Raw genomic sequence first — 20,706 nt, 5'->3', positions numbered from 1 at the left:
GATCAGATGAAACCTCTTGCACATGCGCGTTCGCTCCGCCGGGCCGGTCTCGTGTTGGCGCTGTTGACCACGGCGGCGCTCGCGCAGGGATGTGCACGTGACCCGATGTCGACAGGCGCCATTCCCGACGATTATCGCACCCGCCACCCGATTACGCTCTCGGAAGCACAGCATTCCCTCGATATTCCGGTCTCGGCCAGTGACAACCGCCTGACGGTTGGCATGGCCGATACGATCAAGGGCTTTGCGCAGAGCTATACCGCGACATCCTCGGGTGTCGTCCAGATTCAGGTGCCGACAGGGTCTGCGAATTCCGCGGCAGCTTCCATCCTCAAGCGCCAGATACGTTCCGTGCTCAATTCGTCCGGCATAGCCTCGAGCAAGATCGTGGAAACCCATTATAGTGCGGCCCCTACGGGCGATGCGGCTCCCATTCGCTTGAGCTTCATCGCGATGACGGCCATGACCGGACAGTGCGGACAATGGCCGGAAGACCTGTCCGACAACACCTATTCCAACAAGAACTGGTACAATTTCGGCTGCGCGTCGCAAAACAACCTCGCCGCACAGATCGCAAATCCGATGGACCTCGTCGGTCCGCGCGGCATGAGTCCGATCGATGCGGAGCGTCGCTCCGCCGTCATCGGTAATTATCGCGCAGGCAAGAACACGGCAACAACGGAATGACGTTCAGCACAGGCCGCATGCGGCAACAGGAAAAACCATGAGCTCGGTTGATTACGACATTCAACGCGGACCTTCGCAGGAGCCCTATGCGGACGAGCCTGTGCGGACGAGCGATCTCGACGCGCTTCGGCCCCTGCCACGCATCTCCGTGCACGCTTTTTGCGAAAGCGACGGTTTGCAGCGCGTGATCGAGCGCCTCTCGGGCGACAGACGCATGAACAAGGTCAGCCTGCGGGTGACCAATGGCGAAGTCGAAGCCGCTGCAACCATGTTTGCGGCAAGTCCAACGCCCAACCTGATCATTCTTGAAACAGCGCGCGAGCCATCGACCCTCCTCAATGATCTCGCGCCGCTTGCCGAGGTCTGCGATCCGACCACACGCGTCATCATCATCGGTCGCCACAACGACATTTCGCTTTATCGCGATCTGATCCGTAATGGCATTTCGGAATACCTCGTCGCACCGGTGACCATGCCGGATCTGCTGGCATCGATTTCGGCCATTTTCGTGGATCCTGAATCAGAGCCACTTGGCCGCAACATCGCTTTCATCGGGGCAAAGGGCGGCGTCGGTTCGTCCACGATTGCGCACAATTGCGCCTTCGACATTTCGACGCTGTTTTCGACCGAAACCATTCTGGCCGATCTCGACCTGCCCTTCGGGACCGCGAATATCGACTTCGATCAGGACCCTGCACAAGGCATCGCCGAAGCCGTCTATGCACCGGAACGTCTGGACGAGGTTTTTCTTGATCGCCTGCTGACCAAATGCTCCGAGCATCTGTCATTGCTTGCGGCCCCCTCCCTCCTCGACCGGCCCTATGATTTCGAACGGCTGGCCTTCCAGCCGCTTCTGGAGCTCCTGCAACGCAGCTCTCCCGTTGCCGTTCTGGACGTCCCGCATATCTGGTCGGACTGGACGCAGACGGTGCTGGCGGAGGCTGACGAGGTGGTGATTACCGCGGTGCCGGATCTTGCCAATCTTCGCAACACCAAGAACCTTCTGGATGCCCTGAAAAGGCTAAGACCGAACGACAAGGTCCCGCATCTGGTGCTCAATCAGGTCGGCATGCTCAAACGCCCGGAAATCGCACCTGCCGATTTCTTTGAACCCTTGGAAATCGAACCGATTGCCATCATTCCATTTGATGTGCAGCTGTTTGGCAATGCGGCCAATAGCGGGCGCATGATCAGCGAAATCGATGCGAAATCCCCGATTGCCGAAACCATTTCGCAAATATCCCACATCGTTACGGGCCGGTCTTCAGCACGCAAGGCAAAGCGTGCGGGACTGGGCAAATTCATGGACCTCATAAAACGCAAGTGATGCACGGCGATCCGTGCAACAAGCGACCGGAAGACAGATATGTTCGGAAAACGTGGCAACGAAGGCTCCCCCAGGAGCGCACAGATCGGGCAGGTGGTTTCCCCCCCTGCCTCGTCTTCTGTTGCGCCCATGCCGCGCGCCGAACCCGCAGAGACGCTGGTGCTCGCACCGCCTGCCCCGCCCACACATGCGGCACCTCCCCAGACACGCAAGCGTGCGCGCACCGAGGAATATTACCAGACGAAGGCGCAGGTCTTTTCCGCGCTGATCGACACCATCGATCTGTCGCAGCTGGCGAAACTCGACACCGAGAGCGCGCGCGAGGAAATCCGCGATATCGTCAACGATATCATCACGATCAAGAATTTTGCGATGTCGATTTCCGAGCAGGAAGAGCTGCTGGACGACATTTGCAACGACGTTTTGGGTTACGGTCCGCTGGAGCCGCTTCTGGCGCGCGACGACATTTCCGACATCATGGTCAATGGTTCAGGCCAGACCTTCGTCGAAGTGGGTGGAAAGACCATCGAATCCGATATCCGGTTTCGCGACAATGCCCAGCTCCTGTCCATCTGCCAGCGCATCGTCAGTCAGGTCGGTCGACGTGTCGATGAATCCAGCCCGATCTGCGACGCCCGCCTGCCGGACGGTTCGCGTGTCAACGTCATCGCGCCGCCGCTGGCCATCGACGGCCCGGCGCTGACGATCCGCAAGTTCAAGAAGGACAAGCTGACGCTCGATCAGCTGGTGCGCTTCGGTGCGATCACACCGGAAGGCGCGGTTCTGCTGCAGATCATCGGGCGCGTGCGCTGCAATGTCGTCATTTCGGGTGGAACGGGTTCAGGCAAGACGACGCTTTTGAACTGCCTGACCAGCTATATCGACAAGACCGAACGGGTCATTACCTGCGAAGATACCGCCGAACTTCAACTTCAGCAGCCGCATGTGGTGCGGCTGGAAACACGGCCACCGAATATCGAAGGCGAAGGCGAAATCACCATGCGTGATCTCGTCAAGAACTGCCTGCGTATGCGCCCCGAGCGCATCATCGTCGGTGAAGTGCGTGGACCTGAGGTCTTCGACCTGTTGCAGGCGATGAACACCGGTCACGACGGTTCCATGGGGACGATCCACGCCAACACGCCACGTGAGTGTCTGAGCCGTATGGAATCGATGATCGCCATGGGTGGCTTCAGCCTGCCTGCGAAAACGGTGCGCGAAATCATCTCCTCATCGGTCGATATCGTCATTCAGGCCGCCCGTCTTCGAGATGGCTCGCGTCGTATCACGCAGATCACCGAGGTGATGGGCATGGAAGGCGATGTCATCATCACCCAGGATTTGATGCGTTTCGAGATGGACGGCGAAGACGCGGGTGGCCGCATCATCGGGCGCCATGTCTCCACCGGCATCAGCAAGCCCTATTTCTGGGATCGGGCCCGCTATTTCAACGAGGAGAAGCGCCTTGCGGCGGCCCTCGACGAAATGGAAAGCAAGTCTCAGTAGAAGAATGTCAGATGATGCAGAGCGTGGCCAGGCCAAGGCGGAACAGTAAATGAACATGACGGTGATGCTGCTCGTGATCCTTGTCGCCATTTCGGCAGGAGCGATGGCCTATGTCTTTCTGTTCCCGCAGATCGAGGTCGAGAAGAAGACCGCCAGCCGTGTCAGCCGCGTCAAATCCGCAGAAACCGACCACACCAAGATCAAGGCCGCCCGCGACCGCGTTCAGGAGATGAGCAAGCGGCGTAAATCGGTGCAGGATACGCTGAAAGATCTGGAAAAAAAGCAGAACGAGAAATCCAAAGACCGAAAGGATACCAGCCTCCGTGGCAGGCTGGCGCAGGCTGGTCTTTCCATCTCCGTCCAGAAATTCTATCTCATCGGCGCTGGCTTCGGGCTCGCCATTTTTCTGGTTGCCTTGCTGTATGCGGCACCGTTTTTTCTGGCGCTTGGCGGCGGCTTCGTGGGTGCGCTCGGTCTGCCGCGCTGGGTGCTCGGCTTTCTGGTAAAACGCCGCCAGAACAAGTTTCTCGAGGAGTTTCCGAACGCGCTTGACGTCATGTATCGCTCCATCAAATCCGGTCTGCCGCTCAACGATTCCATCCGGCTGATTGCATCGGACGGTCAGGAGCCGGTCAAGACCGAGTTCCAGCGGGTGGTCGAAGCGCAGCAGGTGGGTATGACCATCCCGGAGGGGATCGGCCGCATGATGCTGACGATGCCGCTACCGGAAGTGAACTTCTTCGGCACCGTCATCACCATTCAGGCCCAGGCCGGTGGCAATCTGTCCGAAGCGCTGGCGAACCTTTCCAAGGTTTTACGCGAACGGCGCAAGATGAAGGCCAAGGTCGCGGCTCTCTCCATGGAAGCGAAGGCGTCTGCCGTCATCATCGGCGCGCTTCCCTTCATCGTGGCGACGCTCGTCTATCTGACGTCGCCAGACTACATATCGGTCCTTTTCACCGATTCCCGCGGCCATCTCATTCTGGGTGCTTCGGCGCTGTGGATGTCCATCGGTATCGTCGTCATGCGCCAGATGATCAACTTCGATTTTTGAGGCGGTAGCACCATGTCAGAGCAATTCGCATCCAGCCTCATCAACCCACATCTGATCATCGCCATTCTGGTGTCCGTGGCAGTGTTTGCGACGTTCTACACGCTCGCCATTCCCTATTTCGAAAAGGGAGATCTCAACAAACGCATGAAGGCGGTGTCCACCGAACGCGACCAGATCAGAAGCCGTGAGCGCGAACGCATGAGCGAAGCCGCGAAGGGTGAAAAGGCGTCGTTGCGGGCAAACAACAACAAGTCGGCCCGAAAGATTGTCGAACGCTTCAACTTGCGTGAAGCGCTGGTGGACGCCAATACGGTCAACAAGCTGCGCGCTGCCGGCTATCGCTCGCAAAATGCGCTGAACACCTTTCTGGCAGCCCGCTTCATTCTTCCCTTCGTTTTCCTGCTGCTGGCGTTTCTGTGGGTCTTCGTCATGGGAAATCTGGGCACGCGACCGTTCGGCATTCGCCTGATGGCCGTGCTAGGATTTGGCTATCTCGGCTTTTACGCGCCAAATATCTTCATCTCCAACCAGATGTCCAAGCGACAGAAATCCATCAAGCGGGCATGGCCCGATGCGCTGGACCTAATGCTGATCTGCGTCGAATCGGGTGTGTCGATGGAAGCGGCCATGCGCCGTGTGGCCGAGGAAATGGCGGACCAGTCGCCTGAGCTTGCAGAAGAAATGGTGCTGACGACGGCCGAACTGTCTTTCCTGCAAGACCGGCGCACGGCACTGGAGAACCTCGGCATCCGCACGCAGCTAGACGGCGTGAAAAGCGTGGTTCAAGCGCTGATCCAGGCCGAACGATACGGCACGCCTTTGGCGCAGGCCCTGCGGGTTCTGGCACAGGAAGGCCGTGACGAGCGTATGAACGAGGCCGAAAAAAAGGCCTCCGCCCTGCCGCCGAAACTGACTGTCCCGATGATCCTGTTTTTCCTGCCGGTCCTGATCGCCGTCATTCTCGGGCCCGCAGGCATCCGCATTTCCGATACGTTTTAATTTGATCGGCTCAAACGAAAAGGGCGGCCATCAAGGCCGCCTCTTGTGATACCTGACACGAGGGACGGGTTAGTTTGCAGCCGTCTTCTTGCCCTTGTCGGCCAGCTGCGACCAGGCATTCTTTTGCGCCAACATGCCGCGCAGATAGGTCAGATTGGCCTGCGCCTGCTGGGCGGACAGTTCCTGCATGGCAATGCGTTCGGCTTCTTCGAAACGGCCCTGAAGGCCGACCACGAGTGCAAGGTTCTGTCTGATCCGGCTATCGGCACCGGGCTGTGAAACGGCCGAGCGCATATAGGTTTCCGCCGTACGTGGATCGCTCTGAAGCACGTAGGACATGCCCAGATTGGACAATATGCTTGGATCGTTTGGCCTCAGATCGAGAGCTTGGCGGTACTTGGCACGGGCTTCGTTCGAGCGTCCGAGCTGATCCAGGACAGCACCCTCAGCGGAATAGAGCCGCCAATCGGGACGGTCCGGCATCTGCGCGCGGTTGATGGTGTTGAGCGCCTGTTCGAGCTGACCGGCAGCGGCTTGCGACTTGCCATAGGCTGCCAGAACCTCCCGGTCGGATGGATAGGCGATGGCAACCTGCTGCATGACGGCGAGCGCCTGCGTGTTCTTGCCGGTCATCATCAGAAGGTTGGCGTAGTTGAGTCCGGTGTTGCGGTCTTTCGGGTTGCGCTCATAGGCCTGTCCGGTGGACGCTTCGGCCTGGCGCAGCTGCTCCATGTTCATCTGGTCATAGGCACGCGACACCTGCGGAATGGAGCCCGTCGACATGCGATCCGGCTTGGTCGTCGAACAACTGGCAAGGGAAAGCGCAAGTATCGCCGCGCATGCACCGCGAAGCAGTGTCGTGCGACGTGCTGAGATGGTAGAAACAGCAATCATGACATTGCCCCGGCTTTCAATTTGGATCGAAACGGCGCGCGATGTATCTTCAATCGACGCAACCCTCGCTCCAGCAATAATCTGTTAACCCTAATAGAGTGTTAATTTACCGGTTTCAGACCTTTACGAAAGCAGCCAATGCCCTCCTATCAATTTATCGAACGCACCACGCCTTTCAGCTCCAAAGCAGGCAAGACGCTGCCGGTTTTTGCCGTGACGCCCGCCCATATCGAACAGGGTGCGATCGATCCGATCGCTTTGGACTGGGCACGCAAGGCAGGCTTCAAGGCAGATGCAGGCGCACTTCTTCTGATCCCCTCAGCAGAAGGTGCACTCGGTGGCGCACTTCTGGGTCTCGGCACCAACCCGTCCGAACTGCCGTTCATCACCGGTAAACTTGCAAGGGAGTTGCCGGAGGGCGACTGGCACATCGAGACGGCACCGCTGACGGTCAACCGCCTGATGCTGGGTTTCGGTCTTGGTGCTTACCGCTTCGACAAATATCGCACCGTGAAAAGCAATGGCGCCAAGCTTCTGATCCCCCGCGATGCCGAGGATGCCGAAATCAAGCGTGTTCTGGCCGGTGTCTATCTGGCCCGCGACCTGATCAACGTGCCTGCCAACGATATGGGACCGGATCAGCTCGAAATCGCCTTCCGCGGTCTGGCAGCTCATTACAAGGCAAAGGTTTCCGTCGTGGCTGGCGAAGATCTGCTGAAAGAAAACTTCCCTTTGGTACACGCGGTCGGTCGTGCCAGCGAAAGCGCACCACGCCTTCTTGAGATGACATGGGGCAAGAGAGGCAATCCACGCCTGACACTGGTCGGCAAGGGCGTGTGCTTCGATACCGGCGGGCTCGACATCAAGCCATCCTCCTCCATGGCCTTGATGAAGAAGGACATGGGTGGCGCGGCCAATGTGCTGGGTCTTGCCTTGATGATCATGGATGCGCGCCTTCCGATCGACCTGCGCGTCATTGTGCCAGCGGTGGAAAACTCCATTTCCGCCAATGCCTTCCGCCCCGGCGATATTTATCAGAGCCGCAAGGGCCTGACCGTCCAGATCGACAATACCGATGCGGAAGGACGTCTCGTCCTGGCCGACGCGCTGGCTTACGCCGATGAAGACGCACCCGACCTGATGATCGACATGGCGACATTGACGGGTGCTGCGCGCGTGGCGCTCGGTCCCGACGTGCCGCCGTTCTTCACCGACGACGAGGACTTGGCCCACAGCATTGCCGATGCCAGCATGGATGTGGATGACCCCTTGTGGCGTCTGCCGCTGTATATGGGCTACGACAAGGATATCCGCTCGCGCGCGGCCGACATCACCAACGCGCCAGCCGGTGGCATGGCGGGCTCGATTACGGCTGCCCTTTTCCTCAAGCGTTTCGTGACGCAGACGAAGAAATGGGCGCATTTCGACATTTACGGCTGGTCTTTGAGCGAACGTCCGCATTCGTCCATCGGTGGCGAAGCACAGGCGATCCGCGCATTGTTCCACTATATCTCACGCACCTTCGCCAAGACGTAAGACACCGAATGAGGGCGGGAAACCGCCCTCGCCTCACACGCGCACAACCTGTTCCTTGCGGTCTTCCTGACCGAAGAATTTCAGGTAACGCTGCACTTCTTCCGGCTCGCCTGTGGCCTTTTGCGGATTATCGGACAGCTTCACCGCTGGTCGGCCATTGGCATCGATGGCCTTGCAGACGATCGAGATCGGCTTCAGGCTTTCGATGGTTTTTGGCGCGCAGTCGGCAAAGTCGTTCGTCAGGTTCGTGCCCCAGCCGAAGCTCATGCGCACGCGTCCTTCGAAATGCTTGTAGGTGTCGATGATGGCATCGACATCGAGACCATCCGAAAAGATCAACAGCTTCTTCTTCGGATCGCGGTTCATTTTCTGCCACCAGTCGATGATCTTCTCACCGCCTTCGATGGGCGGCGCACTATCAGGCCTGAAGCCGGTCCAGTCGGCCACCCATTCCGGCGCGTTGCGCAGGAATGCGGCCGTGCCGAACGCATCCGGCAGAACGATCAGCAGATTGCCGCCGTAGAGACGGTTCCAGTCCTTCATCACCTGATAAGGGGCCGACGCCAGTTCCTCGTTATTCTGCGCCAGTGCCGCGACCACCATGGGCAGTTCATGGGCGTTGGTGCCCACGGCTTCCAGATCGGAATCCATTGCCAGAAGAACGTTGCTGGTGCCGGTAAAGGCCGGGCCGATGCCTTCCTTCAAGGCTTCGACGCACCAGCGCTGCCACAGGAAACTGTGGCGACGGCGGGTACCGAAATCGGAAATGCGCAGGCCCGGCAGTTCGCGCAGCCGCTCGACCTTTTCCCACATCTTGGCTTTGGCGCGGGCGTAGAGCACGTCGAGCGTGAAATAGCCCATCGAGCGCATGGCACTGCGCGAGCGCAATTCGTTGATGATGGCAAGGGCTGGAATTTCCCACAGGGTGGTATCCATCCAGCGGCCATGGAAATTCAGCTCATATTGCCCATCACGCTTGAACAGTTCGTATTCCGGCAACTGATAGCTATCCAGCCATGACAGGAACTCCGGTTCGAAAATCTGCGAGCGGCCATAAAACGTGTTACCCGCCAGCCAGATGCTTTCCTTCTTCGAAAGCCGCAACGTGCGGGCGTGGTCCAGCTGCTCGCGCAGTTCCATCTCGTCGATTTCATCGGCAAGCTTGACGGACTTGGTACGGTTGATCAGTGAAAAGGTCGCGTTGACCTCTGGATAGAGCTTCCAGATCATCTGCAACATCAGAAGCTTGTAGAAATCCGTATCGATGAGACTGCGGATGATGGGGTCGAGCTTCCAGGTGTGGTTGTGCACACGGGTCGCTATATCTGTCTTCGTCATTGCTGCTGCTATCCCCCGCACCAGACCCCGTCTTCAACAAGGGTCGGTATCGCCGCGCATTTCGAAAGGCGTCGCGCCTTCGAGAGCCTGATCCGCTCCCGGCACAAGACTTATCTGATAAAACCGCGCCAAGTCCAGACCGGTTTGGGCAAAGACGGTTCGGAAACGCCGATCAGAAATCGACGGCAGGCGGGTTGATGCCGGGATACCAGTCCTTCGATGTCGGCACGCGTGTTCCCGTGGCGGTCACGCCGGCTGATCCCGTGCAGCGATAGCCTTGTACGGGCAGACCGCGGCTTCCGAAGAGATCGCGATATTCCCCGTCCGGGTAACTTGAGGTGACCGATGTGGAGGAGCAGGTGTAGCGTTCTTTCTGCTGAAGCGTCCTGGGATCCTTGACGCCGGGAAGATTGGTGTAGGCATCCGGTGCCGGCTTGTAACCATTCTCATAGACGGTTTGCGCCTGCGCGGAAGCGGCAAGGAAAAGCCCTGCCACTACGAAAGCCGCGATGCCTGTCGATGGTCTTGCCATATGCCCGTCCTGCCGTGAATGCGATCCCCGTTTATATAGAACGGCACGCGCACCGAAACAGCCGGACGGCTCAAACGTTTTCGTGAAACCTCATGGGCGACGAAACGCAGTCGGTCTCTCATAGAGCCAACCGATCCGCTCAATCGCTTCGGCCAGATTCTCGCGCGAAACCGTCATGGTGTGACCGTTGGCGTGGAGCAGCGTCTCTGCATCCTCCATCAGTCCGACATGGCCTTTCCAGAAGACGAGATCGCCGCGCTGGAGGTCTTCACGCGTGATCTCTCGTCCCAGCGAGCGAACCTGCATGTCCGTATCACGCAGAACGGATTTTTCCGTCATCGCCATGGAAAGCTGCACAAGGCCGGAGCAATCGATCCCGAAACCCGAACGTCCACCCCACAGATAGGGCGTTTCCAGAAAGCGAAGCGCGACGGACACATAGTCGCTTCCCAGAGCCGTGCCGACTTCAAGGCAGTGCGATGCGATGACGGCCTCGCCCTTGTCCGTCACGAGATACCGTGTCCCGCGGGTCTCCGCCTCGCCCACGAACGTCAAGCGGCTTCCCATGGACAGCGCCGCCACGGGTGGCTTTCTCAGTTCGGCCTGAGGATAGAGAAAAGTGCGCTGCGCGATGATACGGTGGGTAGCGGCAACGATCTCGCCAATCGCGGTTTCGGGTAGATAGCCCGCATAGCCGTCGGCATCGGCCTGCACCCAGGCCCAACCATCGGCACGCTCGAACACGCACACCGTTTCGCCCATCAACAATTCCGTGTCGATACCGGCGGCAAGATCGGGTTTCGGGCGCAGCCCGATCACGGGAACTGTGACCTGCGCTGGCGTACCGCTGACAAATCGGGCCGCTTGGACCTGACCTTTCAGGCGCTCATCGGCGAGATCGTCCCTGAAGACGTTGAGGCGGCGATCGAGTGGGGTATCTACAAGCGTCATCGTAAGTCGTCCCATGCTTTCAAGCCTTGCGCGCCTGATCGATAATCAAATCACCGAATTTTTCCAGATAGAGCGCACCCGATACGGTTCTTTTTATGACAACGTTCCGACGGTCGGCAGGGTCACGCTCCCGGTCGACGAGACCCATAGCACCCATACTGTCCAGCGCGCGGGTGATGACGGGCTTGGTGACCCCGAGAACCTGAGCCAGCCCGCGCACCGTGTGCGGCGGCGGCACGAGATAGATGTGAAGCAGGATGGCCATTTGTCGCGCGGTCAGATCCGGCGCATCCTCTTCGACCTGCGCCAGCACGACCCGATGCCACAGGCTCAGCGCTTGAGAGGGAGACAATTCGACAGGCACGTCCGGCTCCGTTCGTTTCGTATTCAGTCGGTCGGTTTCAACGCATCTTGGCGCAAACCGGTGAACAAAAACAAAACTGCCGCCACGACGATTGCACTGGGGCATATCGACGGTGGCGGCAGTGGATGCTCTTTGCGAGCTTTTGCGTCCCCTCTGGACTTGACCACAACAAAGCAGGAAGCATGCCAACTGCAGATGTCGTGGAAAAGCCTGCACATCAAGCGATTTGAAAACGACAAAGCCCCGGCGTGACGACGCCGGGCTTAATTTTTAATCGCTCGGAAGCGAAACGCTTCAATTTAAGCCGTCGCCGCGCGGGCGAGAGGCCGTTGACGTGTCAAGCGACCGGACCGTTACCGGATGCGGCCTGGTGGGCTCTCTCCCGCTTGTTGTAGCGGATCGAAGACCACAGCGAGATACCGATCAGCGTTGCGCCGCCAAGACCGGTGACGACTTCCGGAATATGAGCGAGGGTCTGCACGTACATGATGACCGAGAGGATGAGGATGGCGTAAAACGCGCCGTGCTCCAGGTAGCGATATTCCGCCAACGTCCCCTTTTCGACCAGCATGATGGTCATCGAGCGCACATACATGGCACCGATGCCAAGACCGATGGCGATAATGAAGAGGTTTGACGTCAGCGCGAAGGCACCGATGACGCCATCGAAGGAGAAGCTGGCGTCCAGCACTTCCAGATAGAGGAATGCGCCGAAGCCGCCCTTGGCCGCACCTTCCAGCACCTGCTGGCTGCGGTCCAGGATACCGCCCAGAACTTCGACCAGAAGGAAGGTCAAAAGACCCCAGATCGCCGAGCTGAAGAACAGGTTTGCAGCTTCTGGCCCCAGTTTGGGATCGGCACTGCCGGCGATGATGCGCGAGAAGACCAGCATGACGATCAAGACGAAGGCGATCTCGATGCCCTTGATGGAGGAATAGGTAGATATCTTTTCTTCCACCCAGCGCACCCAGTGCACGTCTTTCTCATGATCGAAGAAGAAGCTGAGGCCGACCATCATCAGGAATGTGCCGCCGAAGGCAGCGATCGGCAGATGCGCGTCCTTCATGATCTGCGCATAACGATCCGGTTCGGTTGCGGCCATCACCATGGCGGTCCAAGGACCGACATTGGCAGCGATGACAACGATCAGAAGCGGGAAGACGATACGCATGCCGAAGACGGCGATGAGAATGCCCCAGGTCAAAAAGCGATGCTGCCATTCCGGCGTCATGTCTTTCAGCTTGTTGGCATTGACGATGGCGTTATCGAAGGACAGCGATATCTCCAGAACCGCCAGAACCGCGCAGATGAAGAAGATCGTGGCGGTGCCGCTGACGGTACCGGTCATCTGCCAGCCGAGATAGCCACCCAGGATGAGGCCGACGACCGTGACGATGAAGGCCCATTTGAAATAGGTCAGTGTGGATTTTGTTGTCGGTGTCATCACATTGCTCCCTTGCGCGCTGGGCAAACGGGAAAACGTGGAGCAGGCATGGCACAAAGCGCACGCATGGAATGCATGGTCAGATATTTCATGGGTTTAAATCCGCCGGCGTCAGAAGCAGGCGGTACCGACATCGCGAGAGCGCCGTAAAACTCTCGCCAGAGGGGCCCGGCACCAAAGTTCGGTTCCCAAATCCAGATGTCAGGGGATGGGAATGCCCTTGTAGTCTCTCAAGTTCGTGATCCCGTCAAGATGAAAGTTGTCTTTTGAAGCGTCAACCTGCTGGACAGTCCAAATTTCACCGATTTTGCAAACAAAAAGTTGCATCCTCGCCTGCGAGAACTTTCGCGTTAGACCACATCTTCCATTGGCGGTCGCGCAGCTTTCGCCTGCCTGCGCTTGAGGGCGTTTTCGCGAAAGAAGATATAGAGCCCCGCCAGCACGATCAGGCCGGCACCGATTACGATGCTTTTCTGGGGTACATCGCCAAAGATCAGCCATCCGAACACGACTGCCCAGAGCAGAAGCGTATATTGCAGCGGTGCGACGGTTGCGGCATCTGCCAGCTTGAGGGCGCGATTGACCAGCACATGCGCCGTCATGGCGACGATGCCTAAAAGTGCTAGCAGGAAGAGATCGAAGCCGGATTGCAACGGCACCCAGCCCGACGGTGCCCAGGCAATGGCAACCAGCCCGGCGACGGCAGCGCCCACGACCTGCCAGAAGGCAAGGACGGTATCGGGCGTGTTTCTCAACTGACGCCCGGACAGCATCATGAATGCGAAGGCTGCACTTCCGAGAACCGAAAACAGTGCCGCCGATGTGAGGGACGCGGAGCTTGGCTGAAGCGCAACCAGCACGCCAACAAAGCCGATGGCAATCGCCGTCCAGCGCCGCCATCCGACCTTTTCACCCAGAAGAAACGGCGAAAGGGCAGCCACATAAATGGGTGCTGCCAGCCAATAGGTCATGACATCCGCCAGGGGCAAAGCCGCCACGGCAAAATAGAAGCAGAAGAGTTCGGCGGTCGAAAAAAATACGCGCGCCGCCTGCAAGACGGGACGCTCGACCTGCACCAGATTTCGCAATCCCGACCGCAAAAGAATGGGCAGAAGCACAATGATGGCGGCGGCACTGCGCACCAGTACGACCTGACCCAGGCTGTAGGTTGCGACCAGCCATTTTCCCATCGCATCGTTCAGCGCAAACAGCAGCATGCCGAGCAACATCACGGCCACACCGAGACCGGTGGGCGAAAGCTGACGAAGAAAACGCGGCATGACTTAAGGGCTCCCTGGAAGCCTTAGCACTCGGCGAGGTCTTGGCCCAAGTCAAGCCCCGGAGACCTCGCTCTGCCGCATCGGCTTATCTATGCAGACAAAAGTTCTTTCATGGCCGTGTGAAAGCGGTGGGAGATCGTCTCCCGCGCCACATGCCTGCCGTTTCGGACAACCGCCTTGCCATGGATCCAGACCGTGTGCGGTTTCACCAAACCACCAAAAATCCATCCGTCCAGCAGATGATCCTTCTCCAGATAGGGCGCGTGCGAGGTGTCCAGCGACACGATATCGGCTGCCTGACCTTCGACAATGCCCGCCTTTACGCCCAAGGCTTGCGCGCCGCCGCTGAGTGCGCCATCGAGAAGCGTTCTGCCGGTGGAGCCATTGGCAGGTGCGATGACGTTGCGCGCGCGCTGCGACAGGCGTTGCGAATATTCCAGCTGCCGCAATTCGTCACCAACACCGATCAGCACATTGCTGTCGGAGCCGATACCGAACACGCCTCCAGCCGCCAGAAAGTCAGGTGCTGCGAAGGTACCGTCACCTAGGTTCGCTTCGGTAATAGGGCAGAGCCCGGCGACCGCTCCGGCCTTTGCCATACCCGTCGTTTCCTCCAGCGTCATGTGCGTCGCATGGATAAGGCACCAGCGATCCGTGATATCGTTGGTGTCCAGCAACCACTGCACAGGCCGTTTGCCAGACCACGCCATGCAGTCTTCGACTTCCTTGACCTGCTCGGCAATGTGAATGTGCAGGGGTGCGTTCGGCGCAAGCTGCGCCGCGATCGCCAGTTCTTCCGGTGTCACCGCCCGCAGGCTGTGGGGGGCCACACCGACCACACTGTTCGGCAGCGTGGCGACAGCATCGAGGCAGCCATCCACCAGGCGTGCAAAACTGTCCGTTGAATTGATGAAGCGGCGCTGACCGTCCAGCGGTTCCTGTCCGCCAAAGCCAGAATGGGCATAGAGCACAGGCAGCAATGTCAGCGCGATACCGGTTTGCGAGGCCGCAGCGGCGATCCGCTCGGCAAGCTCGGCGATGTTGGCATAATGGCCGCCGTCCTTGTCATGGTGGAGGTAATGAAATTCGCCGACACGGCCGAAACCGGTTTCCAGCATCTCCATGTAGAGTTGAGCCGCCACTGCCTCCATCTGGTCCGGCGTCATGGTCAGCGCGAAGCGGTACATCAACGTTCGCCAACTCCAGAAACTGTCCGCCGTGCTCCCACGCGTTTCCACCATTCCTGCCATGGCCCGCTGAAACGCGTGGCTGTGCAGGTTCGGCATGGCGGGAACGATGGCCTTTGCCCGCTCGTCACTCGGCTGCGCCGCGACATCCGTTTCAAGAGAGGCGATCTGTCCGCCCACGATTTTCAAGCGGACGTTTTTCGCCCAGCCATCGGCCAACAAAGCAGTTTCAGCGTGAAGGATCATATCGGCTCCTCAATTTTTTAGATCGCAGCTCTTGCCTCGCAATCCATTATGTATATACATATTAAACATAAGGGAAGGGAAAATCGAGCATGACCGGCAACTCCATTCCAGACGATCACAGCATGATTTCACTGTGGCGCAATGCCCATCTTGCGACGCTCGCACCGTCGATGTCCGGTCTGGGCATTATCGAGAAGGGCGCGATAGCGGTGAAAGATGATCGCATCGTCTATGTAGGTCCCGATGCGGACCTGCCGGGCGAGTATGCAAGCACGTCCGACAGCTTCGATTGCGAAGGTCGATGGATTACCCCGGCCCTGATCGACTGCCACACCCATCTTGTCTTCGGCGGTAACCGCGCCATGGAATTCGAAATGCGCCTGAACGGCGCAAGCTATGAAGACATTGCCAAGGCGGGCGGCGGCATCGTCTCGTCCGTTCGCGATACCCGGACGCTGAGCGAAGACCAACTGATTGCGCAGGCCTTGCCGCGCCTGGATGCGCTGCTTGCGGAAGGCATTTCCACTGTCGAGATCAAATCCGGTTACGGGCTGGATATCGAGACGGAACTGAAAATGCTGCGTGTGGCGCGCAAGCTCGGGATCCTGCGACCGGTCCGCATCGTCACCAGCTACCTTGCCGCCCATGCGACACCGGCGGAGTACAAGGGCCGCAAAGCGGACTACATCACCGAGGTCGTCCTGCCCGGAATGGACCGTGGCCATGCGGAAGGCTTGATCGACGCCGTCGACGGCTTCTGCGAGGGCATCGCTTTTTCCGTTGACGAGATGCGCACCGTTTTCGAGAAAGCGACGTCCCTGGGCCTGCCGGTGAAACTGCATGCGGAGCAGCTCTCCAATCTTGGCGGTTCACAACTTGCCGCTGCCTTCGGCGCACTCTCTGCCGATCATCTCGAATATCTGGATGCGGCAGGTGCCGACGCGCTCGGTAAAGCCGGAACCGTCGCGGTGCTGTTGCCCGGCGCATTCTATGCGCTGCGCGAAACGCAAGCGCCGCCAGTTCAGACGCTACGCGATGCGGGTGCCGATATCGCGCTCGCGACCGATTGCAACCCCGGCACCTCCCCGCTGACCTCGCTGCTGTTGACCATGAATATGGGCGCAACGCTGTTCCGCCTGACGGTCGAAGAGTGCCTGACGGCCACGACGCGGAATGCCGCAAAAGCCCTTGGGCTCACCTCCGAGACCGGAACACTGGAGGTCGGTAAATCTGCCGACTTCGCCATCTGGAATATCGAGCGCCCCGCCGAGCTTGTCTACCGCATCGGTTTCAACCCGCTTCATGCCCGTATTTTCAAGGGACGGATCACATCATGACCATCACGCTTCACCCCGGTTCCGTGCAGCTTGCCGATCTTGCCGACATCTACTGGAACAATGGGTCTGCAAAGCTCGACCCGTCCTTCGATGCCGGGATCGAGCGCGCGGCCAAACGCATCGCCGAGATAGCGGCAAAGAATGCCCCTGTTTATGGAATCAACACCGGTTTCGGCAAACTGGCCTCGATCAAGATCGACGCCGCCGATGTGACGACCCTTCAACGCAATCTCATCCTCTCGCACTGCTGCGGCGTGGGTGCCGCGTTGCCGGAAAATATCGTCCGCCTCATCATGGCACTGAAGCTCATTTCGCTCGGTCGCGGTGCATCCGGTGTGCGGCTGGAACTGGTGCGGCTGATCGAAGACATGCTTGAAAAGGGGGTCATCCCGTGCATCCCGGAAAAGGGTTCGGTTGGCGCATCCGGTGATCTTGCGCCGTTGGCGCACATGGCCGCGGTGATGATGGGTGAAGGCGAGGCATTTTATCAGGGTACTGTGCTGCCAGCCTCTGACGCACTTTCCAAGGCCGGACTGACGCCGATTGTTCTGGCTGCCAAGGAAGGCCTGGCGCTGATCAATGGCACGCAGACATCGACGGCATTGGCGCTCGCCGGACTTTTCCGAACCCACCGTGCAGCGCAGGCGGCGCTGATTACCGGCGCGTTGTCCACCGACGCGGCCATGGGCTCATCCGCGCCATTCCATCCTGATATTCATACCTTGCGCGGCCATAAAGGCCAGATCGATGCGGGCGCCGCCCTTCGCAACCTGCTGGAGGGTTCGGAAATCCGCGTCAGCCATATGGAGGGCGACGAGCGCGTGCAGGACCCCTATTGCATCCGATGCCAGCCGCAGGTGGATGGCGCCTGCCTCGACCTTCTGCGCCAGGTCGCTCACACGCTCCAGATCGAAGCCAACGCCGTCACCGACAATCCCTTGGTGCTTTCGGACAATTCCGTCGTGTCCGGCGGCAACTTCCATGCCGAGCCGGTGGCTTTTGCCGCGGACCAGACGGCGCTTGCCATCTGCGAAATCGGCGCCATTGCCCAACGCCGGATTGCCTTGCTGGTCGATCCCGCCTTGTCTTACGGCCTGCCCGCCTTCCTGTCGAAAAAGCCGGGGCTGAATTCCGGCCTGATGATCGCGGAAGTCACCTCCGCTGCCTTGATGAGCGAAAACAAGCAGATGTCCCATCCGGCATCGGTCGATTCCACACCGACATCCGCCAACCAAGAAGACCATGTGTCCATGGCGTGCCACGGCGCGCGCCGCCTACTGGCGATGACGGAAAACCTGTTTGCCATCATCGGCATTGAGGCAATGTCTGCGGTGCAAGGCGTGGAACTGCGCGGCCCGCTGAAGACCAGCCCGGAACTGCAAAAGGCGATGGCCGTTCTGCGCGATGTCATTCCTTCGCTGGATGAAGACCGCTACATGGCCCCTGACCTGAAAGCAGCCTCGGAGCTGATTGCGTCCGGTGCACTGGTGTCTGTCATCTCCGATGGCATTCTGCCGAAGCTTGAGGCGTGACGATGCCTGTTTTCGAAACGCACCAGGGCTCTTCCCCCATCATTCTCGGTCTGCCACACACCGGCACAGATGTGCCCCAGGAAATCTGGGAGCGCCTGAACGACAACGGCAAAATCCTTGCCGATACGGACTGGCATATTCACGATCTCTATGCGGGACTGCTTGGTGATGCGACCACCGTTCGCGCAGCCTTCCACCGCTATGTCATCGACGCAAACCGCGATCCAGAAGGTTTGAGCCTCTACCCCGGCCAGAATACGACCGGTCTGGTTCCGACAACGGATTTCGATGGCAATCCGATCTGGAACGAGGGCGAAGAGCCGACGAAAGCGGATATCGCCCATCGGCTCGCAACGTTTCACGCGCCGTACCACGCAGCTCTTGAAGCGGAAATCACGCGGGTGAAAGCCATCCACGGCATCGCCATTCTCTACGATTGCCACTCCATCCGCTCGCATATTCCTTTCCTGTTCGAGGGTGCGTTGCCGGATTTCAATATCGGTACGGATATGGGCCGCACCTGCGACCCCGCCATCGAAGCGATCGCCATCGATGTGACAGTGAATGCGCGAGGATACACGTCCGTTCTCAACGGGCGCTTCAAGGGCGGCTGGACGACGCGGCAGTACGGCAAGCCGGACAGCGGCGTTCACGCCATCCAGATGGAACTTGCGCAATTCACCCATCTCGCCACAGAAGCGCCGCCCTTCGCCTATGACGCCGAGAAGGCCGGAACGCTTCGGATTCACCTCAAAGATATTCTGACGCGGATGGAAGACTTCGCGCTGCACACCAACGAACAGGGGAGACCATCATGACCAATCCACGCCACAATGAACGGGAAGTCCGCAGCCCTAGAGGCTCTGAACTCAACGCCAAAAGCTGGATGACCGAAGCGCCGCTGCGCATGCTGATGAACAATCTCGACCCTGACGTCGCCGAGCGCCCGCATGAGCTGGTTGTCTACGGCGGCATTGGCCGAGCCGCCCGCACTTGGGAGGATTTCGACCGTATCGTCGCCACCCTGAAGGACCTCAATGAGGACGAGACGTTGCTGGTGCAATCCGGCAAGCCGGTCGGCGTGTTTCGCACCCACAAGGATGCGCCGCGTGTGCTGATCGCCAATTCCAACCTCGTGCCGCATTGGGCGACGTGGGAGCACTTCAACGAACTGGATAAGAAGGGGCTGGCCATGTACGGCCAGATGACCGCCGGTTCGTGGATTTACATCGGCACACAAGGCATCGTTCAGGGCACCTATGAAACGTTCGTTGAGGCTGGTCGCCAGCATTATGACGGCAATCTCAAGGGCAAATGGATTTTGACCGGCGGCCTGGGGGGCATGGGCGGCGCGCAGCCGCTCGCCGCCGTCATGGCCGGTGCGTGCTGCCTTGCCGTGGAATGCGACGAGACCCGCGTCGATTTCCGCCTGCGCACCCGTTACGTCGATGCCAAGGCCCACACGCTGGACGAGGCGCTGGCACTGATCGACCAGTGGACGAAGGCGGGCGAAGCCAAGTCTGTCGGCCTCATCGGCAATGCCGCCGACATTTTTCCTGAACTGGTCAAACGCGGTGTCCGACCCGATATCGTCACCGACCAGACCTCGGCCCATGACCCGATCCACGGGTATCTGCCCGTCGGCTGGACCGTGGCCGAATGGCGCGCCAAACAGGAAAGCGATCCGAAGGCCGTGGAAGCTGCCGCCCGCGCTTCGATGAAACTTCAGGTTCAGGCCATGGTCGATTTCTGGAATGCGGGCGTTCCAACGCTGGATTACGGCAACAACATCCGCCAAGTTGCCAAGGAAGAGGGTTTGGAAAACGCCTTCGCCTTCCCCGGCTTCGTGCCCGCCTATATCCGCCCGCTGTTTTGCCGTGGCATCGGCCCGTTCCGCTGGGCAGCGCTTTCGGGTGATCCGGAGGATATCTACAAGACCGACGCCAAGGTAAAGGAATTGACCCCCGGCAACACCCATCTGCACAACTGGCTGGACATGGCACGGGAGCGCATCGCCTTTCAGGGCCTGCCCGCCCGTATCTGCTGGGTGGGTCTGGGCGATCGTCACCGCCTGGCGCTGGCCTTCAACGAAATGGTCAAGACCGGCGAGTTGAAAGCTCCGGTCGTCATCGGTCGCGATCACCTCGACAGCGGCTCCGTCGCCTCACCCAATCGTGAGACGGAAGCGATGAAGGACGGATCGGATGCCGTCTCCGACTGGCCGCTTCTCAACGCGCTGCTGAACACGGCGTCGGGCGCGACGTGGGTGTCGCTGCACCATGGCGGTGGTGTGGGCATGGGCTTTTCCCAGCACTCCGGTGTCGTCATCTGCGCCGATGGTTCGGAAGACGCAGCAAGACGTCTGGATCGTGTCCTGTGGAACGACCCGGCAACCGGCGTCATGCGTCACGCCGATGCAGGTTACGACATCGCGCTGGACTGCGCCCGGGAAAAAGGCCTGCGTCTGCCCGGCATTCTCGGCAACTGATCGG

At 59.3% G+C, this 20,706-nt stretch carries 19 protein-coding genes; 11 read left to right on the top strand and 8 right to left on the bottom strand.

What is annotated here, in order from left to right:
* Window positions 1–6 precede the first annotated feature (6 nt).
* From RMR21_RS00650 to RMR21_RS00630, 5 genes are read left to right on the top strand one after another with little or no spacing between them, the layout of a single operon-like run.
* Window positions 7–687, top strand: coding sequence for a CpaD family pilus assembly protein (locus RMR21_RS00650; protein WP_498668828.1), 681 nt, complete (start codon window positions 7–9; stop codon window positions 685–687).
* A gap of 37 nt (window positions 688–724) precedes the next feature.
* Window positions 725–2,014: a CpaE/TadZ family protein gene (locus tag RMR21_RS00645; RefSeq protein ID WP_498668827.1), complete on the top strand. Its 1,290-nt coding sequence runs from the start codon at window positions 725–727 to the stop codon at window positions 2,012–2,014.
* Between the two features lie 39 nt (window positions 2,015–2,053).
* Window positions 2,054–3,520 (top strand): TadA family conjugal transfer-associated ATPase, encoded by a 1,467-nt coding sequence (locus RMR21_RS00640; protein ID WP_498668826.1) that lies wholly within the window; start codon window positions 2,054–2,056, stop codon window positions 3,518–3,520.
* Between the two features lie 49 nt (window positions 3,521–3,569).
* Window positions 3,570–4,574 (top strand): type II secretion system F family protein, encoded by a 1,005-nt coding sequence (locus RMR21_RS00635; RefSeq protein WP_498668825.1) that lies wholly within the window; start codon window positions 3,570–3,572, stop codon window positions 4,572–4,574.
* A gap of 12 nt (window positions 4,575–4,586) precedes the next feature.
* Complete coding sequence (locus RMR21_RS00630; protein WP_498668824.1) at window positions 4,587–5,573, top strand: type II secretion system F family protein; 987 nt, start codon at window positions 4,587–4,589, stop codon at window positions 5,571–5,573.
* Window positions 5,574–5,642: 69 nt separating this feature from the next.
* On the opposite strand, the gene RMR21_RS00625 is transcribed toward RMR21_RS00630, so the two are convergent.
* Entirely contained in the window at window positions 5,643–6,356 is a 714-nt protein-coding gene (locus RMR21_RS00625; protein ID WP_498670195.1) for a tetratricopeptide repeat protein, read from the bottom strand.
* A 249-nt stretch (window positions 6,357–6,605) separates the two neighbouring features.
* On the opposite strand from RMR21_RS00625, the gene RMR21_RS00620 reads away from it, so the two are divergent.
* Complete coding sequence (locus tag RMR21_RS00620; RefSeq protein WP_498668823.1) at window positions 6,606–8,003, top strand: leucyl aminopeptidase family protein; 1,398 nt, start codon at window positions 6,606–6,608, stop codon at window positions 8,001–8,003.
* Window positions 8,004–8,036: 33 nt separating this feature from the next.
* Here RMR21_RS00620 and pncB read toward each other — a convergent pair whose 3' ends face one another.
* From pncB to RMR21_RS00600, 4 genes are all read right to left on the bottom strand, one after another.
* Window positions 8,037–9,341 carry a nicotinate phosphoribosyltransferase gene (gene pncB, locus RMR21_RS00615; RefSeq protein ID WP_498668822.1) on the bottom strand — a complete coding sequence of 435 codons (1,305 nt, stop codon included), beginning with the start codon at window positions 9,339–9,341 and terminating at the stop codon, window positions 8,037–8,039.
* Between the two features lie 172 nt (window positions 9,342–9,513).
* The gene (locus tag RMR21_RS00610) at window positions 9,514–9,873 is read right to left on the bottom strand and encodes a hypothetical protein (RefSeq protein WP_498668821.1); all 360 of its coding nucleotides are present in this window, start codon (window positions 9,871–9,873) and stop codon (window positions 9,514–9,516) included.
* A 90-nt stretch (window positions 9,874–9,963) separates the two neighbouring features.
* Entirely contained in the window at window positions 9,964–10,824 is an 861-nt protein-coding gene (locus RMR21_RS00605) for a C40 family peptidase (RefSeq protein WP_498668820.1), read from the bottom strand.
* A gap of 19 nt (window positions 10,825–10,843) precedes the next feature.
* Complete coding sequence (locus RMR21_RS00600) at window positions 10,844–11,188, bottom strand: MarR family winged helix-turn-helix transcriptional regulator (RefSeq protein WP_498668819.1); 345 nt, start codon at window positions 11,186–11,188, stop codon at window positions 10,844–10,846.
* Between the two features lie 60 nt (window positions 11,189–11,248).
* Here RMR21_RS00600 and RMR21_RS00595 point away from each other — a divergent pair, with 60 nt between their 5' ends.
* A complete protein-coding gene (locus RMR21_RS00595) occupies window positions 11,249–11,440 on the top strand; it encodes a hypothetical protein (protein ID WP_498668818.1) in 192 nt (63 codons plus the stop codon).
* Window positions 11,441–11,525: 85 nt separating this feature from the next.
* On the opposite strand, the gene RMR21_RS00590 is transcribed toward RMR21_RS00595, so the two are convergent.
* The 3 genes from RMR21_RS00590 to RMR21_RS00580 form a co-directional block, all read right to left on the bottom strand.
* Window positions 11,526–12,632 carry a DUF475 domain-containing protein gene (locus tag RMR21_RS00590; RefSeq protein ID WP_498668817.1) on the bottom strand — a complete coding sequence of 369 codons (1,107 nt, stop codon included), beginning with the start codon at window positions 12,630–12,632 and terminating at the stop codon, window positions 11,526–11,528.
* A 350-nt stretch (window positions 12,633–12,982) separates the two neighbouring features.
* Window positions 12,983–13,912, bottom strand: a complete 930-nt coding sequence (locus RMR21_RS00585) for a DMT family transporter (RefSeq protein ID WP_498668816.1) — start codon at window positions 13,910–13,912, stop codon at window positions 12,983–12,985.
* An 89-nt stretch (window positions 13,913–14,001) separates the two neighbouring features.
* Window positions 14,002–15,345 carry a formimidoylglutamate deiminase gene (locus tag RMR21_RS00580; RefSeq protein ID WP_498668815.1) on the bottom strand — a complete coding sequence of 448 codons (1,344 nt, stop codon included), beginning with the start codon at window positions 15,343–15,345 and terminating at the stop codon, window positions 14,002–14,004.
* Window positions 15,346–15,434: 89 nt separating this feature from the next.
* On the opposite strand from RMR21_RS00580, the gene hutI reads away from it, so the two are divergent.
* The 4 genes from hutI to hutU are packed head-to-tail and all read left to right on the top strand — an operon-like array spanning window position 15,435 to window position 20,702.
* Window positions 15,435–16,682, top strand: coding sequence for an imidazolonepropionase (hutI, locus tag RMR21_RS00575; RefSeq protein WP_498668814.1), 1,248 nt, complete (start codon window positions 15,435–15,437; stop codon window positions 16,680–16,682).
* Entirely contained in the window at window positions 16,679–18,214 is a 1,536-nt protein-coding gene (gene hutH, locus RMR21_RS00570; RefSeq protein WP_498668813.1) for a histidine ammonia-lyase, read from the top strand. Before hutI ends, hutH begins: the two co-directional genes overlap by 4 nt.
* A gap of 2 nt (window positions 18,215–18,216) precedes the next feature.
* A complete protein-coding gene (hutG, locus tag RMR21_RS00565) occupies window positions 18,217–19,032 on the top strand; it encodes an N-formylglutamate deformylase (RefSeq protein WP_498668812.1) in 816 nt (271 codons plus the stop codon).
* On the top strand, window positions 19,029–20,702 hold the full coding sequence (gene hutU, locus RMR21_RS00560) for a urocanate hydratase (protein WP_498668811.1): 1,674 nt from the start codon (window positions 19,029–19,031) through the stop codon (window positions 20,700–20,702). The genes hutG and hutU overlap by 4 nt, the downstream gene beginning before the upstream one ends.
* Window positions 20,703–20,706: the final 4 nt, after the last annotated feature.

Origin of the sequence: Agrobacterium sp. rho-8.1, from assembly GCF_033957725.1 — a bacterium.
Lineage (GTDB): Bacteria > Pseudomonadota > Alphaproteobacteria > Rhizobiales > Rhizobiaceae > Agrobacterium.
Note: the sequence above shows the minus strand (reverse complement) of the source record. Positions and strands in the feature narration are given on the sequence as shown.

What these genes read in the sequence shown, in the direction of transcription:
- RMR21_RS00650 (WP_498668828.1), top strand. Translation starts at nt 7, where the DNA reads ATGAAACCTCTTGCACATGCGCGTTCGCTCCGCCGGGCCGGTCTCGTG.
- RMR21_RS00645 (WP_498668827.1), top strand. Translation starts at nt 725, where the DNA reads ATGAGCTCGGTTGATTACGACATTCAACGCGGACCTTCGCAGGAGCCC.
- RMR21_RS00640 (WP_498668826.1), top strand. Translation starts at nt 2,054, where the DNA reads ATGTTCGGAAAACGTGGCAACGAAGGCTCCCCCAGGAGCGCACAGATC.
- RMR21_RS00635 (WP_498668825.1), top strand. Translation starts at nt 3,570, where the DNA reads ATGAACATGACGGTGATGCTGCTCGTGATCCTTGTCGCCATTTCGGCA.
- RMR21_RS00630 (WP_498668824.1), top strand. Translation starts at nt 4,587, where the DNA reads ATGTCAGAGCAATTCGCATCCAGCCTCATCAACCCACATCTGATCATC.
- RMR21_RS00625 (WP_498670195.1), bottom strand. Translation starts at nt 6,356, where the DNA reads ATGTCGACGGGCTCCATTCCGCAGGTGTCGCGTGCCTATGACCAGATG.
- RMR21_RS00620 (WP_498668823.1), top strand. Translation starts at nt 6,606, where the DNA reads ATGCCCTCCTATCAATTTATCGAACGCACCACGCCTTTCAGCTCCAAA.
- pncB (WP_498668822.1), bottom strand. Translation starts at nt 9,341, where the DNA reads ATGACGAAGACAGATATAGCGACCCGTGTGCACAACCACACCTGGAAG.
- RMR21_RS00610 (WP_498668821.1), bottom strand. Translation starts at nt 9,873, where the DNA reads ATGGCAAGACCATCGACAGGCATCGCGGCTTTCGTAGTGGCAGGGCTT.
- RMR21_RS00605 (WP_498668820.1), bottom strand. Translation starts at nt 10,824, where the DNA reads ATGACGCTTGTAGATACCCCACTCGATCGCCGCCTCAACGTCTTCAGG.
- RMR21_RS00590 (WP_498668817.1), bottom strand. Translation starts at nt 12,632, where the DNA reads ATGACACCGACAACAAAATCCACACTGACCTATTTCAAATGGGCCTTC.
- RMR21_RS00585 (WP_498668816.1), bottom strand. Translation starts at nt 13,912, where the DNA reads ATGCCGCGTTTTCTTCGTCAGCTTTCGCCCACCGGTCTCGGTGTGGCC.
- RMR21_RS00580 (WP_498668815.1), bottom strand. Translation starts at nt 15,345, where the DNA reads ATGATCCTTCACGCTGAAACTGCTTTGTTGGCCGATGGCTGGGCGAAA.
- hutI (WP_498668814.1), top strand. Translation starts at nt 15,435, where the DNA reads ATGACCGGCAACTCCATTCCAGACGATCACAGCATGATTTCACTGTGG.
- hutH (WP_498668813.1), top strand. Translation starts at nt 16,679, where the DNA reads ATGACCATCACGCTTCACCCCGGTTCCGTGCAGCTTGCCGATCTTGCC.
- hutG (WP_498668812.1), top strand. Translation starts at nt 18,217, where the DNA reads ATGCCTGTTTTCGAAACGCACCAGGGCTCTTCCCCCATCATTCTCGGT.
- hutU (WP_498668811.1), top strand. Translation starts at nt 19,029, where the DNA reads ATGACCAATCCACGCCACAATGAACGGGAAGTCCGCAGCCCTAGAGGC.